Source organism: Sinisalibacter lacisalsi (genome assembly GCF_014640115.1).
Classification (GTDB): domain Bacteria; phylum Pseudomonadota; class Alphaproteobacteria; order Rhodobacterales; family Rhodobacteraceae; genus Sinisalibacter; species Sinisalibacter lacisalsi.
Window position 1 is genome coordinate 978,218 of record NZ_BMGI01000001.1, and the last position, 15,515, is coordinate 993,732.

Annotated in this window: 11 protein-coding genes and 1 tRNA gene; 9 read left to right on the forward strand and 3 right to left on the reverse strand. The window is 66.7% G+C overall.

What is annotated here, in order from left to right:
* The first annotated feature begins 249 nt into the window (after positions 1-249).
* Both IEW01_RS04890 and IEW01_RS04895 read left to right on the forward strand, forming a co-directional pair.
* The gene (locus IEW01_RS04890) at positions 250-1,878 is read left to right on the forward strand and encodes an AMP-binding protein (protein WP_188526457.1); all 1,629 of its coding nucleotides are present in this window, start codon (positions 250-252) and stop codon (positions 1,876-1,878) included.
* A gap of 142 nt (positions 1,879-2,020) precedes the next feature.
* Entirely contained in the window at positions 2,021-3,043 is a 1,023-nt protein-coding gene (locus tag IEW01_RS04895) for a hypothetical protein (RefSeq protein ID WP_188526458.1), read from the forward strand.
* 6 nt (positions 3,044-3,049) lie between these two features.
* Here the strand turns inward: IEW01_RS04895 and IEW01_RS04900 are convergent, their stop codons facing one another.
* On the reverse strand, positions 3,050-5,443 hold the full coding sequence (locus IEW01_RS04900) for a ligase-associated DNA damage response DEXH box helicase (protein WP_188526459.1): 2,394 nt from the start codon (positions 5,441-5,443) through the stop codon (positions 3,050-3,052).
* A 93-nt stretch (positions 5,444-5,536) separates the two neighbouring features.
* Positions 5,537-5,620, reverse strand: a tRNA-Leu gene (locus IEW01_RS04905).
* Between the two features lie 143 nt (positions 5,621-5,763).
* Between IEW01_RS04905 and IEW01_RS04910 the strand changes: the two genes are divergently transcribed.
* The 6 genes from IEW01_RS04910 to IEW01_RS04935 all read left to right on the forward strand — a co-directional run bounded on the left by IEW01_RS04910 (position 5,764) and on the right by IEW01_RS04935 (position 11,702).
* Entirely contained in the window at positions 5,764-6,513 is a 750-nt protein-coding gene (locus tag IEW01_RS04910) for a methyltransferase domain-containing protein (protein ID WP_188526460.1), read from the forward strand.
* Positions 6,514-6,822: 309 nt separating this feature from the next.
* A complete protein-coding gene (locus IEW01_RS04915) occupies positions 6,823-7,380 on the forward strand; it encodes a F0F1 ATP synthase subunit delta (RefSeq protein ID WP_188526461.1) in 558 nt (185 codons plus the stop codon).
* Positions 7,381-7,382: 2 nt separating this feature from the next.
* Positions 7,383-8,921 carry a F0F1 ATP synthase subunit alpha gene (gene atpA / locus IEW01_RS04920; protein ID WP_188526462.1) on the forward strand — a complete coding sequence of 513 codons (1,539 nt, stop codon included), beginning with the start codon at positions 7,383-7,385 and terminating at the stop codon, positions 8,919-8,921.
* Positions 8,922-8,951: 30 nt separating this feature from the next.
* Complete coding sequence (locus IEW01_RS04925; protein WP_188526463.1) at positions 8,952-9,833, forward strand: F0F1 ATP synthase subunit gamma; 882 nt, start codon at positions 8,952-8,954, stop codon at positions 9,831-9,833.
* A 21-nt stretch (positions 9,834-9,854) separates the two neighbouring features.
* Positions 9,855-11,279, forward strand: a complete 1,425-nt coding sequence (atpD, locus tag IEW01_RS04930) for a F0F1 ATP synthase subunit beta (protein ID WP_188526464.1) — start codon at positions 9,855-9,857, stop codon at positions 11,277-11,279.
* Between the two features lie 12 nt (positions 11,280-11,291).
* Positions 11,292-11,702, forward strand: coding sequence for a F0F1 ATP synthase subunit epsilon (locus IEW01_RS04935; RefSeq protein WP_188526465.1), 411 nt, complete (start codon positions 11,292-11,294; stop codon positions 11,700-11,702).
* Between the two features lie 143 nt (positions 11,703-11,845).
* On the opposite strand, the gene IEW01_RS04940 is transcribed toward IEW01_RS04935, so the two are convergent.
* Positions 11,846-13,228, reverse strand: coding sequence for an aminotransferase family protein (locus tag IEW01_RS04940; RefSeq protein ID WP_188526466.1), 1,383 nt, complete (start codon positions 13,226-13,228; stop codon positions 11,846-11,848).
* Between the two features lie 205 nt (positions 13,229-13,433).
* Here IEW01_RS04940 and IEW01_RS04945 point away from each other — a divergent pair, with 205 nt between their 5' ends.
* Entirely contained in the window at positions 13,434-15,491 is a 2,058-nt protein-coding gene (locus IEW01_RS04945; RefSeq protein ID WP_188526467.1) for a PhoX family protein, read from the forward strand.
* The last annotated feature ends 24 nt before the right edge of the window (positions 15,492-15,515 follow it).

Genomic DNA, 15,515 nt, shown 5'->3' on the forward strand with positions numbered 1-15,515 from the left:
CGCGCCGCGCGCCGGGCCACTCCCCATGCTTCTTGGGTCCGAAAATACCTCGGGGGGTGAGCCCGAAGGGCGAGGGGGGCAGAGCCCCCCTTTTCGGTGCCTTGAGAAAAAAAGCGCGTGCAGTGTTCCCCGTCTCTGCGGATCCGTCCAGGCAGCGCCCCCCTTTCGGCGCCCCGGAGGCGGCATCGGCATTGACGCCCCTCGTGCCGCGGTGCCAAATCGCCTGAACCACGGCAGAGGGAGGCGCAGATGGGTTGGCTGAAGGACGAAACCGGGTTGGAGAAGACCGCGGCGAACCACGTGGCACTCACGCCGCTATCGCACCTGCGGCGCGCGGCGGCGCTGTTTCCCGAGAAACTCGCCATCGTCGACCGCGACCGGCGCTTCAGCTACGGCGAGTATCACGCCCGCGCCTCGCGGCTGGCCTCGGCGTTGCGCACGGCCGGGGTGGCGCCGGGCGACGTTGTCGCGACGATCCTGCCCAACACGCTGGCCCAGGCCGAGGCGCATTGGGGCGTGCCCGCCGCCGGGGCGGTGCTCAACACCATCAACACCCGCCTCGACGTCGACACCGTGGCCCATATCTTCGGCCACGGCGAGGCGAAGGTGGCGCTGGTCGACAGCGCCTTTCTAGGGCTGGCCGAGGCGGCGCTGAAGCGGATGGAGGGCGAGGGTCCGCGGATCATCGAGGTTGCCGACCCGGCGGCGGGAGCGCCGGCCTCTGGGCGGCACACCGAATACGAAGAGTTCCTTTCCGGCGGCGATCCGGATTTCGACTGGCACATGCCCGAGGACGAATGGGAGAGCCTCGCGCTCAACTACACTTCCGGCACCACCGGCCGGCCCAAGGGCGTGGTCTACTCGCACCGCGGCGCCTACCTGCACACGCTCGGCCTCGGGCTCGACTGGGGGCTGAACCGCGATACCGTCTATCTTACCATCGTGCCGCTGTTTCACTGCAACAACTGGGTCCACACCTGGTCGATCCCGGCGGTGGGCGGCACCACCGTCTGCTGCCGCGACATCACCGCCAAGGCGATCTACGACGCCATCGCCGACGAGGGCGTGAGCCATTTCGGTGGCGCGCCGATCGTGCTGAACATGATCGTGAACGCCAAGGATGCTGATCGGCGCACCTTCGACCACGTGGTCAACGTCTACACAGCCGGCGCGCCGCCGCCCGCCGCCACGCTCGCCGCGATCGAGCCGCTCGGCTTCGCGGTCACCCAGATGTATGGCCTGACCGAAACCTATGGCCACGTCGTCGAATGCCGCTGGAAGGACGAATGGAACGACCTGCCAGACGCCGAGCGCTACGCGATCAAGGCGCGCACCGGGGTGGCACAGGTGATGGAGGAGCACGTCACTGTGATGGACGCCGACACCATGCGCGAGGTGCCCGCCGACGGCGAGACGATCGGCGAGATCATGGTGCGCGGCAACGTGGTGATGAAGGGCTACCTGAAAAACCCGGAAGCCACCGAAGAGGCGTTCCGGGGGGGCTATTTCCACACCGGTGACATCGCCTTCAAGCACCCCGACGGTTACATCAAGATCACCGACCGGGCGAAGGATATCATCATCTCGGGCGGCGAGAACGTCTCGTCGGTGGAGGTCGAGGGGGCGCTCATGCATCACCCGGCGGTGAGCCTCTGCGCGGTGGTGGCGAAACCGGACGAAACATGGGGCGAGGTGCCCTGTGCCTTCGTCGAGCTGAAGGAGGGCGCAGAGGCGACAGAGAACGAGTTGATCGCCTTCGCCCGCGACCGGCTCGCCGGGTTCAAGACGCCCAAGCGCGTGATCTTCACCGAGCTGCCCAAGACCTCGACCGGCAAGATCCAGAAGTTCGAACTGCGCAAGCTGGTGGCGGAGCTCTGAGCGGAGCCGTTTTCCGTACGGAAAACGCTGCGAATTCCGTACGGAATTCGGCCCCGCCCCGCCCCGCGCGGCTTCGGCTGGACGCGGGGGCACGGCCCGCGCTACCTTTGCGGCAACCATACAAAGAGCAGCCTTGCCCGACATGACGGCGCTGACCCAATATCAACGGCTCGAGGCCCCCGGCCTCTGGCGGCCGCGCGCCGAGGCGCAGCGGCTCAACGTGATCGTTTCCATCGGCGATGCGACGCTGACAATCACCGATCTCTCCGACCGGGCGCTTGCGCATTGGTCGCTCGCGGCGCTGCATCGGCTGAACCCGGGGCAGAGCCCCGCGCTTTTCGCGCCATCGGATGCGGCGGAGGACACCGAGGAACTCGAGATCGACGACGCGGACATGATCACCGCGCTCGAGAAGGTGCGCCGGGCGATCGACCGGAGCCGGCCCCGTGCCGGGCGGTTGCGGATCGGGTTCACGCTCGCGGCCCTGGCGCTCGGCGCCACCCTGGCGGTGACATGGCTTCCCGGCGCGCTGAGGCAGCACACCCTTTCGGTTCTCCCCGATGTGACGCGGACGGCCGTCGGCGAGCGGCTGCTCGACCGAGTCCGCCGGGCGACGGGCGCGCCCTGCACCGGCACTTACGGCGTGGCGGCGCTCTCGCGCCTTGGCGCGCGCGTGCTCGAGGGTGACCAAGCCCGGCTTTTCGTCATGCCCGCCGGCGTGGCTGGGGCGGGCCATTTGCCGGGCGGGATCATCCTGATCAACCGCGCGCTCGTGGAAGACTACCCGGAGCCGGACGTGGCGGCCGGCTTTCTTCTTGCCGAGGCCGAGCGGGCGCGGCAGCAGGATCCGATGGCGGCCTTCCTTCGGCACGCGGGGATCGTCGCCACCGCGAAGCTGCTCACCACCGGCACGATCGACGACCACGTGCTCGATGCCTATGCCGAAACGCTGCTGACGACGCCGCCTGAGCCGGTGCCGGTTGAAGCCCTCTTGGCGCGTTTCGAGGCGGCGGGCGTGCGCTCGACACCCTATGCCTATGCGCTGGATAAGACGGGTGAAACCACGCTGGGGCTGATCGAGGCCGACCCGGTGCCGCTTGCCCTGTCAGCACCGCTTCTGGCCGATGCCGACTGGATCAGCCTGCAGGGGATCTGCGCGGAGTAACCGGCCTCAGGCCAGCCCCGCTTCCGCCATCAGGCGTTCGGCCTCGGCGGCGAGCAGCGCCTGCGCGCCTGCCCCCTCCACCGGCACCTTGCCGACTTCGAGAAACAGCGGTGCGGCGAAGGGCGGCACCCTGTCGAGCACCACGTGGTCAACCTGCGCGCGGGTGCGCGCCAACATCTCCTCGATCCGGCCGAAGCCGATAAGCCCGCGCATGGCTTCCTCGCGGGTGATGTCGAGCAGCAGGTGGTGCGGGTCGTACTTGCGCAGGGTGTCGTAGAGGATATCGGAGGAAAAGGTGGCCTGGCGGGCATTGGCGCGCTTGCCGGGGAAGTTGCGCGGGGTGAGGCCCGCGATGGTCGCGGCGGTCTTGAAGGCGCGCTTCATCAGCGCGTTCTCGGCCAGCCAGCCCTCGAGCCCGTCGCGCAGGCCCTCGGGGTCGAGCAGGGCGGCGGGGTCGGGCATCGGCTCGAGCGACCAGATCAGCGTGGCGTAGTCGCTGGCGACGAACCCCAGCGGTCCGAGCCCGGCAAGCTCCATCCGGCGGGTGAGCAGAAGCCCCAGCGTCTGCTGCGCGCCGCGCCCGGCGAAGCCGTGGACGCAGCTGTGCGCGCGGCCCTCGAAGGGAAAGCTCTCCACCAGCACCCGGCCGGCGCGTGGCAGGTGCGACACCTGCGCTTGGAGCGCGATCCAGTCGCGCGTGTGGCCGGGCAGGGAGGTCAGGTCGTCGCGGTGCAAGAGATCGAGCACCCGGGCGGACAGCTGGGTCGAGGTGGAAAACTTCGTGCCCATGAACACCGCTACCCTCGGCTTGCGCCCCCGGTCGCGGCTGACCTCGACGTGCATCTCCTTCAGGCTCTCGAAGCGCACGATCTGGCCACCGATCAGGAAGGTGTCGCCGGGCGTGAGCGAGGCGGCGAAGGCCTCCTCGACCTCGCCGAGCGCGCCGCGATGGCCGCGCATCCGCACCTTGAGCGTGTCGCTGTCCTGGATCGTGCCGATGTTCATTCGGATGAGCTGTGCCGAGCGCGGATCACGCAACTGCCAAAGCCCGTCGGGGCGCTGCTTGAGACGCTGCCAGCGGTCGTAGGCGCGCAGCGCGTAGCCGCCGGTGGCGACGAAATCGAGGCAGGCGTCGAACTGTGCCCGGGTGAGCGCGGCGTAGGGTCCGGCGCGGCTTGCTTCGGCAAACAGCTCCGCCGCGTCGAAAGGCCCCGAGCAGGCGCGGATCAGGATATGCTGGCACAGCACGTCGCGCGGCCCCGGCCCGCGCGGCTCTCCGTCGAGATCATGGGCATGAACCGCCTCGATCGCGGCCTGGCACTCGATCACTTCCCAGCGGTTGGCGGGCAGCAGCAGCGCCTTGGAGGGCGCGTTGTAGCGGTGGTTCGCGCGACCGATGCGCTGCACGAGGCGCTTGACGTTCTTCGGCGCGCCGATCTGGATCACCAGGTCCACATCGCCCCAGTCGAGCCCGAGATCGAGCGTGCCGGTGCAGACGATGGCCTTGAGATCACCGCGCAGCATCGCCGCCTCGACCCTTTCACGGGCCTCGCGGGCCAATGAGCCGTGGTGGATGGCGATGGGCAGGGTCTCGTCGTTGGCGAGCCAGAGGTGGTGGAAGAAGATCTCGGCCTGCGCGCGGGTGTTGTGGAAGATCAGCGTGGTCTTGTGGCGCTTCACCTCCGCCAGCACCTCGGCGATGGCGTAGCGCCCGCCGCCGCCGGACCAGGGCGGCGGGGTTTCGGTCTCGAGCATGCGGATATCGGGCGCGGGGCCGGGATCGGCATGAAGCAGCACCGCGCCGGGGGCATGGAAATACCGCGCCAGCGCCGGCGGGTCTTCGACCGTGGCCGAGAGCCCGACGCGCCGCAGCCCCGGTGCGAGCGCCTCCAGCCGGGAGAGCAGCAGCATGAGCTGATCGCCCCTCTTCGATTCGGCCAGCGCGTGCACCTCGTCCACCACCACCCGGCGCAGGCTCGCGAACAGGCGCGGGGCGTCTTCGTAGGAGAGCAGGAGCGCCAGGCTTTCGGGGGTGGTGAGCAGAATGTGCGGCGGGTCGGCGCGCTGGGCCTTGCGCCGGGTCTGGCTGGTATCGCCCGAACGGTCATCGACGCGGATGGCGAGGCCCATCTCGGCAATCGGCCCGGTGAGGTTGCGGCGCATGTCGGCGGCAAGCGCCTTGAGCGGCGAGATGTAGAGCGTGTGCAAACCCGGGGCCGGATCGAGAGCCAGATCGACGAGGGTAGGCAGAAAACCTGCAAGGGTCTTGCCGCCGCCGGTGGGCGCGATCAGCAGGGTGGCCGGGTCTTCGGCGCGCGCCAGCATCTCGCGCTGATGCGGGTGCGGGCGCCAGCCCTTTGTGCGGAACCAGTCGGAAAATTCGGGGGGCAGGGCGCTCATGGTTTGCACGATAGGGCCGTGCTCCGGGGAAGAAAAGCAGCAGCCGCCGCCGCGCGCCGTAGTGCCGGGCGAAGCCCGCGATTCCAGCCGGTCTGGTACCCGCGGCGGGACTCGAACCCGCACGCCCGAAGGCTGGGGATTTTAAGTCCCCTGTGTCTACCATTCCACCACGCGGGCCGACGCGGGGGACGGTAGCGGATCAAGGCGGCGGGGGAAAGATCGCGGAGCGGATGTGGGGCCAATCTGCCCCGCTGTCGAAAACAGGTTGCGAGGCTGCGGGTTGCGCTGGCGAATCCATGTCGATCGGCTAGTCTCGCCGCATGCATCTGGATGTGCAGGATCTCAAGGGCTTCTATTACCGCTCGGCGCTGGGCCGGGCGGCGCAGCGCGCCGTGCGCGGTCAGGTGCGTGCGCTGTGGCCCGAGGCGAAGGGGCAGACGGTGCTGGGCTTCGGCTTCTCGGTGCCGCTGCTTCGCCCCTACCTTGACGAAGCGCGCCGCGTGATCGCGCTGATGCCGGGGCCGCAGGGCGTAATGCACTGGCCGGCGGGCTTGCCCAATGTTTCGGTGCTCTGCGAGGAAACGCTCTGGCCGGTCGATACCGGCGTGGTCGACAAGCTCGTGCTGATGCATGGTCTGGAAACCTCGACCTACCCCGAAACCCTGCTCGACGAAGCCTATCGCGCGCTTGGCCCCGGTGGACGGGCGCTTTTCATAGTGCCCAACCGCGCCGGGCTGTGGTCGCGCTCCGACGCCACGCCCTTCGGGTTCGGCCGGCCCTACTCTCTGCGCCAGCTCGAACAACAGTTGCGCGATCATGGTTTCTCGATCGAGCGTCACGCGGCGGCGCTGTTCCAGCCGCCGTCGCCAAGGCGGTTCTGGCTCAAGACCGGCGCGATATGGGAGCGTGCGGGGCATTGGCTGCCGATGGCTCTCGCGGGCGGCGTGCTGATCGTCGAGGCCTCGAAGCAGGTTCCCGCCCCGCGGCGCCCGGGGTTGGGCGAACGGGTGAAGCAACCGCTCGGCGTGCTCGAGGGGCTCGGCCTGCCGGAGCCCAGCCGCAAACTCTGATCCGCCCGCCCCCTAGCGAGGGGGTGCCGCATTCACGTTACTTTCGGCGGAGGGATTCGGCCCGCATCGGGCCCGCGTTTCCGGCCCCCGTGGCACCCCGGTCTGGTGCAATACGCCGCAGCCGGGTTAAAGCTTTATGAATAGATCTTTAATGTTGGCGATAAACCTGCGCAACAGTGTTGCGGGACCGGTGAGCCTCTGCTAGACCCACGCCGATTTCAGATGGCTCGCATACCGCGCGGCATCACGTGGCCGCCCCTGTCTGCAAAGGCAGACGACGATGGGGCTAAAGACATCGGAAGGGTGGACGTGTCCGAAGCTTCTATCTCAACTGGCATCGCCCAGCGATACGCAACGGCCGTTTTCGAACTGGCCAAGGAAGACAAGAACCTCGCCGCCGTGGAAAAGGATCTCGATGCGCTGTCCGATGCGCTGGCCGAGAGCACGGACCTGGTCGCGATGATCGCCTCGCCGGTCTATTCCCGCGCGGACCAGGCCAAGGCGGTAACGTCGCTGGCGGCGAAGATGGGGTTGTCGACGGCGATCGCCGGGGCGCTCGGCGTCATGGCCGAGAAACGCCGCCTCTTCATCCTGCCGCAGTTCATTTCCGGCCTGCGCGCCGCCATCGCCGAGGACAAGGGCGAGGTGACGGCCGATGTGACCGCAGCCAAGGCGATGACCAAGGCCCAGCAGGACAAACTCGCCAAGGCGCTCAAGACCAGCGTTGGCAAGGACGTGAAAATCAATCTGGCCGTCGATGAAAGCCTCATCGGCGGTCTTGTCGTCAAGGTGGGCTCGAAGATGATCGACAGTTCGATCCGTTCGCGGCTCAATGCACTCCAGAATTCCATGAAAGAGGTCGGATAAGAATGGGTATCCAAGCAGCCGAGATTTCTGCGATCCTGAAGGAGCAGATCAAGAACTTTGGCCAGGAGGCCGAAGTGGCCGAAGTGGGCCGCGTGCTCTCCGTCGGTGACGGTATCGCCCGTGTCCATGGCCTCGACAATGTCCAGGCCGGTGAAATGGTCGAGTTCCCCGGTGGCATCCGGGGGATGGCGCTGAACCTCGAGGCCGACAACGTCGGCGTCGTGATCTTCGGCTCGGACCGTGACATCAAGGAAGGCGACACCGTCAAGCGCACGAAATCCATCGTGGACGTGCCGGTGGGCGACGCGCTTCTCGGCCGGGTGGTCGACGCGCTCGGCAACCCGATCGACGGCAAGGGCCCGATCAAGTCGAAGCAGCGTTCGGTTGCCGACGTGAAGGCGCCGGGCATCATCCCGCGTAAATCGGTGCACGAGCCGATGGCGACCGGCCTCAAGTCGGTCGACGCCATGATCCCGATCGGCCGTGGCCAGCGCGAGCTGATCATCGGCGACCGCCAGACCGGCAAGACCGCCGTGGCGCTCGACACGATCCTGAACCAGAAGAGCTACAACGAAGCCGCCGGCGACGACGAATCGAAGAAGCTCTACTGCGTCTACGTCGCCATCGGCCAGAAGCGCTCGACCGTGGCGCAGCTGGTCAAGAAGCTCGAGGAAAACGGCGCGATGGAGTATTCCATCATCGTGGCCGCCACCGCTTCCGACCCGGCGCCGATGCAGTATCTCGCCCCCTACACCGCCACCGCGATGGGCGAGTTCTTCCGCGACAACGGCCGCCACGCGCTAATGGTTTACGATGACCTCTCCAAGCAGGCCGTCGCCTATCGCCAGATGTCGCTCCTGCTGCGCCGCCCGCCGGGGCGTGAAGCCTACCCGGGCGACGTGTTCTACCTGCACTCCCGCCTGCTCGAGCGTTCGGCCAAGCTGAACGAAGACCACGGCTCGGGTTCGCTGACGGCGCTGCCGATCATCGAAACCCAGGGCGGCGACGTGTCGGCCTTCATCCCGACCAACGTGATCTCGATCACCGACGGCCAGATCTTCCTCGAGACCGAACTGTTCTACCAGGGCATCCGCCCGGCGGTGAACACCGGCCTTTCGGTTTCGCGCGTCGGCTCCTCGGCCCAGACCAAGGCGATGTCGTCGGTCGCCGGTCCGGTGAAACTGTCGCTCGCGCAGTACCGCGAGATGGCGGCCTTCGCCCAGTTCGGCTCCGACCTCGACGCCGCGACCCAGCAGTTGCTGAACCGTGGCGCGCGCCTGACCGAGCTGATGAAGCAGCCGCAGTATTCGCCGCTGACCAACGCCGAGATCGTCTGCGTGATCTATGCAGGCACCAACGGCTACCTCGACAAGATCGCGGTCAAGGACGTCGGACGCTTCGAAAAGGGGCTGCTCACGCACCTGCGCACCGACCACAAGGATCTTCTCGACGACATCACCAACAACGATCGCAAGGTGAAGGGCGAGCTGGCCGACAAGATCAAGGCCGCGCTCGATGCCTACGCCAAGGGCTTTTCGTAAGGCTTAGGTGATCTCAAGAGGAGGCTGGCAATGCCAAGTCTTAAGGACCTGAAAAACCGGATCGACAGCGTCAAGTCGACGCGAAAGATCACCAAGGCCATGCAGATGGTGGCCGCCGCGAAACTGCGGCGGGCACAGGATGCGGCCGAGGCGTCGCGGCCCTACACCGAGCGGTTCAACGCCGTGATGGCCGGGTTGGCGAAGGCCGCGGCAGGCTCGGAAGCCGCGCCGAAGCTCCTGCGCGGCACCGGCTCCGACAAGGTGCAGCTGCTCATCGTCATGACGTCCGAGCGCGGCCTTTGCGGCGGCTTCAACTCGTCGATCGTGAAAAAGGCCAAGTCCCACGCCGACAAGCTCGTCGCCGAGGGCAAGACGGTGAAGATCATCACCGTTGGCAAGAAGGGCCGGGAACAGCTCAAGCGGGACTACTCGGAGTATTTCCTCGATCACGTCGATCTGAGCGACGTGCGCCACATCGGCTACGACAATGCCCAATCGCTCGCCCGCGACGTGATCGCGCGTTTCGACGCCGATGAATTCGACGTTGCCACGATCTTCTTCAACCGCTTCCAGAGCGTGGTCAGCCAGATCCCGACGGCGCAGCAGATCATCCCGGCGAAGTTCGACGAGGTCGAGTCCGAGGCCGAGCAGACCGGCATGGTCTACGATTACGAGCCCTCGGAAGAGGTGCTTCTCGCAACGCTGCTGCCCTCGGGCGTGGCCACCGCGATCTTCTCGGCGCTGCTTGAAAACGCGGCCTCCGAGCAGGGCGCGCGGATGTCGGCAATGGACAACGCCACGCGCAACGCTGGCGACATGATCGAAGGGTTGACGATCCAGTACAACCGTTCGCGCCAGGCCGTCATCACCAACGAGCTCATCGAAATCATTTCGGGCGCCGAGGCGCTCTAACCGGAACCGGAGACGAAACACATGGCAAATGCAAAAGGCAAAGTGACCCAGGTCATCGGCGCCGTTGTCGACGTGCAGTTCGAGGATGAGCTGCCGGCGATCCTGAACGCGCTCGAAACCGACAACAACGGCAAGCGGCTGGTGCTCGAAGTGGCCCAGCACCTTGGCGAGAACACCGTGCGCACCATCGCGATGGACGCCACCGAGGGCCTCGTGCGCGGTCAGGAAGTGACCGACGTGGGCGAGCCGATCACGGTGCCGGTGGGCAACGCCACGCTCGGCCGCATCCTCAACGTCATCGGTGAGCCGGTGGACGAAAAAGGCCCGGTCGAAACCAAGGAGCGCCGCTCGATCCACCAGGAAGCGCCGGAGTTCCAGGAACAATCGACCGAAACCGCGATCCTCGTCACCGGCATCAAGGTCATCGACCTGCTGGCCCCCTACTCGAAGGGCGGCAAGATCGGCCTGTTCGGCGGCGCCGGCGTGGGCAAGACCGTGCTGATCATGGAACTGATCAACAACATCGCCAAGGTGCACTCGGGCTACTCGGTGTTCGCCGGGGTGGGTGAGCGCACCCGCGAGGGCAACGACCTCTACCACGAGATGATCGAATCCAACGTCATCAAGCCCGATAACCTGGAAGAGAGCCAGGTGGCCCTCGTTTACGGCCAGATGAACGAGCCTCCGGGGGCGCGTGCCCGCGTGGCGCTGACCGGCCTGACGCTGGCGGAACAGTTCCGCGACCAGTCGGGCACCGACGTTCTGTTCTTCGTCGACAACATCTTCCGCTTCACCCAGGCGGGTTCCGAGGTGTCGGCGCTTCTCGGCCGCATCCCCTCGGCAGTGGGCTACCAGCCGACGCTGGCCACCGACATGGGCCAGATGCAGGAGCGCATCACCTCGACGAAAGCCGGCTCGATCACCTCGATCCAGGCCGTCTACGTGCCCGCGGACGACCTCACCGACCCGGCGCCCGCCACCACCTTCGCCCACCTCGACGCGACCACGGTTCTCAACCGCGCGATCTCGGAGCTGGGCATCTACCCGGCGGTGGACCCGCTCGACTCCAACAGCCGGATCCTCGATCCCGCGATCGTCGGCGAGGAGCACTACCAGGTGGCGCGTGACGTGCAGACCATCCTGCAGCGCTACAAGTCGCTCCAGGACATCATCGCCATTCTCGGCATGGACGAACTGAGCGAGGAAGACAAACTCACCGTCACCCGCGCCCGGAAGATCCAGCGTTTCCTCAGCCAGCCGTTCGACGTGGCGAAGGTGTTCACCGGTTCGGATGGTATCCAGGTGCCTCTCGAAGACACGATCAAGTCGTTCAAGGCCGTCGTGGCCGGCGAATACGATCACCTGCCCGAGGGCGCCTTCCTGATGGTCGGCGGCATCGAGGATGTGATCGCCAAGGCCGAAAAGATGGCGGCCGACGCGGCCTAAGGAGGGCCTCCAATGGCTGACATGATGCAATTCGACCTGGTTTCGCCCGAGCGCCGTCTGGCCTCGGTCGAGGCCAGCGCGGTGCAGATCCCTGGCGCCGACGGCGATTTCACGGCCATGGCCAACCATGCGCCGGTGATCGCCACCCTGCGGCCCGGCATCGTGACCGTACAGGGCGCGAACGGCGAGGAGAAGTTCGTCGTCACCGGCGGCTTCGCCGAGATCTCGCCCGAGGGCACCTCGGTTCTGGCCGAACGGGCGATGCCGGCGGGAGAGATGACCCAGGAGGTGCTCGACGATTTCGTGACCGCCGCCGTCGCCGCGCGCGACAACGCGACGCCGGAAATGCACGACCAGCTGGCCAAGCAGGTGGGTGATATCGCGCTCGTCGCCTCTGAACTGGGGCTTCAGGCCAAGGTCTGAACCGCCGCTGCCAGCGGCACCACACAAAAACAGGCGGGCTCCGGGGAAACCCTCGGAGCCCGTTTTTTTATTCGTGGGTCTGGGGCGTGCTGCGGCGGCCGCCAGCGGTGTGATCGGGCGGCCGCGGGGTCAGGCCGGGTCGCTCAGCCGAAGACCTTGCCGAGCGCCCTGTCCACCGTGTCGGTGATCGCGTCGATATCGTCGGCGGTTGCGATCAGCGCGGGTGAAAAGGTGAGGGTGTTGTTGAACCCCGGCACCGAGCGGTTGGTCGCGCCGATGATCACGCCTTGCGCCGCGCATTCCGCCACCACGGCCCCGACGAGCCGCTCTTCCACCGGCTCGCGGCTGGCGCGGTCGGCCACCAGTTCGGCGCCGAGGAACAGCCCCTTGCCGCGCACGTCGCCCACCACGCGGTGCTTCTCCATCAGCCCTTCGAGGTTGGCGAGCATCCGCGCGCCCATGGCGGTGGTGTTGTCGAGCAGGGCCTCGTCCTCGATGATCCGCATGTTCTCTATCGCCGCCGCCGGGCCTGCCGTGCAGCCGCCGAAGGTGGAGATATCGCGGAAGTGGTCGAGCGGGTCGCCGGCGTCGTCCTTGAACATCTCGAACACCGCTTCCGTCGTCACCGTCACCCCGATCGCGGCGTAACCGCTGGCCACACCCTTGGCGAGCGTGACGAAATCGGGGCGCAGCCCGTAGTGTTCGTAGCCGAACCAGGTGCCGGTCCGGCCCATGCCGCAGACCACCTCGTCGATATGCAGGAGGATATCGTATTTCTCGCAGATCTCCTGCACGCGCGGCCAATAGCCTTCCGGCGGCACGATCACGCCGCCGCCCGCGGTGATCGGCTCGAGGCAGAGCGCGCCCACCGTGTCGGGGCCTTCGCGCAGGATGACCTCCTCGATCGCCTCCGCCGCCCGCGCGCCGTAGGCCTCGCCGGACAGATCCCATTGCGCGCGATATTCGAGGCAGTGCGGGACCGAGACGAAATCGGGGGCGAAGGGGCCATAATGCGCGTTGCGCTCGGTTTGCCCGCCCGCGCTCATCGTGCCGATGGTGCTGCCGTGGTAATCGCGCTCGCGGTAGAGGATCTTGCGTTTCCGGCCGCCGTGGCGCTTGTGGGCGATCTGGCGCACCATCTTGAACACCTTCTCGTTCGCCTCGCTTCCCGAATTGGCGTAGTAGACCCGGGCCATCCCCGGCATTTTCGCGATGAGCTTCTCGGCGAAGAGCGCGCCGGGGATCGAACCCGCCGCCCCGGCGAAATAGTTGAGCTTCACGATCTGGTCGCGGATCGCGTCGGCGATGCTGGCCCGTCCGTAGCCGACGTTCACCGTCCAGACCCCGCCGGAAACCGCGTCGATGTATTCCTTGCCGGTCGCGTCCCAGACCCGCATCCCCTTGCCCTCGACGATGATCCGCGGATCGGTGGTCTCGAACGGCTTGTGCTGGGTGAGGTGGTGCCAGACATGGGCCTTGTCGGCCTCCACGACGTGCCTGATATCGTTCTCGTTGAACCCGTCCATGAAACCCTCCATCGGCTCGGCGCGGTGCTGAATAATTTGATCAAATCAATAGGGCGATGCGGTGGCGAAAGCAATCCTGATCGCGTGTCTCAGAGTTTTTCGGGTGCGTCACCGAAGCTTTGTATTGCGCCGATACCGGAATGTCAGGATGAGCCGCTTCCGCTCACCGCGATTCTGTCGATCAGAACCAGCCCAGGAGCCAGACATGAAAGACTTCGAGAAGGACTACCCCGATCACACCGAAGCCATGGGGTATGAGCACGGCGACGAGCCGCAGTGCAACACCTCCGCCAACCCCAACTTCTATGACGTGATGGAAGCCCGGGCCGCGCGTCGTGGCTTCATGATGGGCGGGCTTGCCACCATCGCCACCGGCCTGTTCGGCGCCTCGCTCTCGGGCAAGGCGGCGCTGGCGCAGACCACTTCCAGCCTCATCGGCTTCAAGCCGGTTCCGGTCAGCTTCGACGATACCGTGGTCGTCCCCGAAGGTTACAGCTTCCAGATTCTCGGCGGCACCGGCGAGCCGATCTCGGGCGACATGCCGGCCTATCGTCCCGGTGCCAACACCGGTGCCGAGCAGGAACACCAGATCGGCCAGTGCCATGACGGGATCCACTTCTTCCCGATCGAGGGGTCGTCCGAGGATGGTCTGCTGGTTGAGAACCACGAATACATCGAGCCGCGCTTCCTGCATGCCGAGAAGGAAGGCTACAAGGGGGCTGCCTTCGACAAGCGCAGCGTTCTGTACGATGCCGATGGCATGCGCGACGACGACGAGGTGCGCATGGAGATCGCCGCCCACGGCATCTCGATCTTCCGCACCACGAAGCAGGCCGACGGCAGCTGGGCGATCGTGGCCGATCCGCACAACCGCCGGATCACCGCCAACACGCCGATGGAAATCGCCGGCCCGGTGCGCGGCTCGGCCCATGTGCGCACCAAGTACAGCCCCGATGGCACCATGACCCGCGGCACGGTGAACAACTGCGCCCATGGCGTGACCCCGTGGAACACCTACCTGGCTGCCGAAGAGAACTGGGCGGGCTACTTCGCGAACACCACCGAGATCGACCAGAAGCCCGACCTGCCGCGCGAGCATGCCCGCTACGGCGTGTCGACCAACCCGCAGGGCGGCCGCTATGGCTGGCACCTCGCCAAGTCGGGCGCCGACGAGTTCGTGCGCTGGGATGCCACCGCCAAGGGCGCCTCGGCCACTGACGACTACCGCAACGAGCCGAACACCTATGGCTGGATGGTCGAGGTCGACCCGTTCGATCCCGAGAGCACCCCGGTCAAGCGCACCCACCTGGGCCGCTTCGCCCACGAGGGCGTCGTTTTCGCCCCGGTCGTCGAGGGTGCGCCGGTGGTGTGTTACTCGGGCGACGATGCGCGCTTTGAATACATCTACAAGTTCGTGTCGGACGACGTGTTCGTGCCGGGCGAAACCGATGGTTCGATCCTCGACCGCGGCACGCTCTACGTGGCCAGGTTCAACGATGATGGCAGCGGTGAGTGGCTGGCGCTGGCGCCGGGCCGCAACGGGCTGACCCCGGCCAACGGCTTCGCCGACCTGGCCGACATCCTCGTCAACACCCGCCTTGCCGCCGACACCGCGGGCGCGACGAAGATGGACCGCCCGGAATGGGGCACCATCGACCCGAACACCGGCGAGGTCTACTTCGCGCTCACCAACAACTCGCGCCGCACCCAGGCGCAGGTTGACGCGGTGAACCCGCGCGCGGAGAACAACTTCGGCCAGATCGTGCGCTGGAACTACGACAATGGCGACCACACCAAGGCGTCGTTCGACTGGGATCTGTTCGTGATCGCCGGCAACGCGCGGAACTCGGCGCTGGCCACCGGCGGCTCGCTGGGCGACGACAACACCTTCGCCTGCCCGGACGGTCTGTGGTGCGATGACAGCTCGCGGCTCTGGATCCAGACCGACATGGGCGACATCGGCCCCGACTACGAAGGGCCGCTGAAAGAGTTCGGCATGAACATGCTGCTGGCCGCCGATCCGGCCACCGGCGAGATCAAGCGCTTCATGACCGGCCCCTGGGGCCAGGAGTGCACCGGCGTCGTCACCACGCCGGATGGCAAGACCATGTTCGTGAATTTCCAGCACCCCGGTGCGCACGGGTCGGCCGATGATTTCGCGGCCGGCAAGTATGGCTCGAGCTTTCCCGACTACAACGGCACGGTGCCGCGCTCGGCCACCGTGGTCATCACCAAGGACGATGGCGGCGTGATCGGCGCCTGACGCTTCCGGGCCGGAAATGACAAA

Bases quoted from the DNA above. Each gene is read 5' to 3' on its own strand.
- IEW01_RS04910 (WP_188526460.1), top strand. From the start codon at position 5,764: ATGCATCTGGATGTGCAGGATCTCAAGGGCTTCTATTACCGCTCGGCG.
- IEW01_RS04895 (WP_188526458.1), top strand. From the start codon at position 2,021: ATGACGGCGCTGACCCAATATCAACGGCTCGAGGCCCCCGGCCTCTGG.
- IEW01_RS04890 (WP_188526457.1), top strand. From the start codon at position 250: ATGGGTTGGCTGAAGGACGAAACCGGGTTGGAGAAGACCGCGGCGAAC.
- atpD (WP_188526464.1), top strand. From the start codon at position 9,855: ATGGCAAATGCAAAAGGCAAAGTGACCCAGGTCATCGGCGCCGTTGTC.
- atpA (WP_188526462.1), top strand. From the start codon at position 7,383: ATGGGTATCCAAGCAGCCGAGATTTCTGCGATCCTGAAGGAGCAGATC.
- IEW01_RS04940 (WP_188526466.1), bottom strand. From the start codon at position 13,228: ATGGACGGGTTCAACGAGAACGATATCAGGCACGTCGTGGAGGCCGAC.
- IEW01_RS04925 (WP_188526463.1), top strand. From the start codon at position 8,952: ATGCCAAGTCTTAAGGACCTGAAAAACCGGATCGACAGCGTCAAGTCG.
- IEW01_RS04900 (WP_188526459.1), bottom strand. From the start codon at position 5,443: ATGAGCGCCCTGCCCCCCGAATTTTCCGACTGGTTCCGCACAAAGGGC.
- IEW01_RS04935 (WP_188526465.1), top strand. From the start codon at position 11,292: ATGGCTGACATGATGCAATTCGACCTGGTTTCGCCCGAGCGCCGTCTG.
- IEW01_RS04945 (WP_188526467.1), top strand. From the start codon at position 13,434: ATGAAAGACTTCGAGAAGGACTACCCCGATCACACCGAAGCCATGGGG.